This is a genomic window from Kitasatospora sp. NPDC093679 (genome assembly GCF_040683455.1).
Taxonomy (GTDB): Bacteria; Actinomycetota; Actinomycetes; order Streptomycetales; family Streptomycetaceae; genus Kitasatospora; species Kitasatospora arboriphila.
In genome coordinates this window covers 1-1081 of sequence record NZ_JBFBDW010000121.1, presented here as the reverse complement: position 1 = coordinate 1081, position 1081 = coordinate 1, and the positions used below count along the sequence as shown (strand labels likewise).

Genomic DNA, 1081 nt, shown 5'->3' with positions numbered 1-1081 from the left:
CTAGGGCTTGTGTGATGTTGTGATCAGTTGGGCGGTCGTACGAGGTCGTCTATCCAGATCATCGAGGCGCGAAGATGGAGGCCGGCGAGGTAGCTCTCGGGCGTTTTGTCGAACCGGGTGGCGATGCCCCGCCAGGCCTTCAGTTTGTTGATCAGGCGCTCGACGGTGTTCCGCTCCTTGTAGAGGTCGGCGTCGTGATCGACGGGTCGGCCGCCCCTGCTGCCCTTCCGTTTCCGGCTGGCAGCCTGGTCCTTCTTCTCCGGGATGACAGCCTTGATCCTGCGTTTGCGCAGGTAGGCGCGGTTGGCGCGGGACGAGTAGGCCTTGTCTGCGGCGACCGCGCCGGGCCGGGTGCGGGGCCGGCCGACGGGCAGGCGCACGCGCACCTTGGCGAGGACGGGGACGAACTGCGGGCTGTCGCCGGCCTGCCCCGCGGTCAGGACGAGCGCCAGCGGACGGCAGCGGCGGTCGGCGGCGAGATGGACCTTGCTGGTCAGCCCGCCCCGTGACCTGCCGAGCAGGGCCTGTGTCAGGCGGAGCTTGCGTCGCCGTCGGACGCGTCCGCGCTCGTCCTGTCCGTTCTGTTCCTGCGACTCGCCCCTTTTTGTCGGGCCGTCTCCTGCTCGCGTGCGGCCTCCTCCAGGGCCTGCATGAGGTCCTCGTCGACGAGCATCCCGGCGGCGTCGTGATGGGCGCGCACGGTCGTGGAGTCGACGCTGACCAACGACAGGTCCGTCTTCCCCGCCCGGGCGGCCTCGGCGATCAGGCCTTCGAGCAGGGCGGTGAACACGCCGGCGTCCCGCCAGACCCGGAACCGGCCGAAGACCGTGGACCAGGGGCCGAACTCGTCGGGCATCTCCCGCCACTGGGAGCTGGAGCGGAACCGCCAGATCACTCCCTCGAACTGGTCGCGAAGCCGCTCGGGATAGGGCCCGAACCTGCCGATCGGCAGATAGGGCTCGATCAAACTCCACTGTTCGTCGGTGAGTTGCCTGCGCGTCACACCTGACAGTCCTACCGGTTTCCACCCCGAAACGGGGGCAGAACCCGAAGATTGATCACAACATCACACAGGCCCTAG

1 pseudogene is annotated in these 1081 nt (G+C 68.2%); it reads right to left on the bottom strand.

The window, feature by feature from the left end:
- Positions 1-23: 23 nt before the first annotated feature.
- A pseudogene (locus AB0O09_RS38725) lies at positions 24-1003 on the bottom strand (IS5 family transposase).
- Positions 1004-1081: the final 78 nt, after the last annotated feature.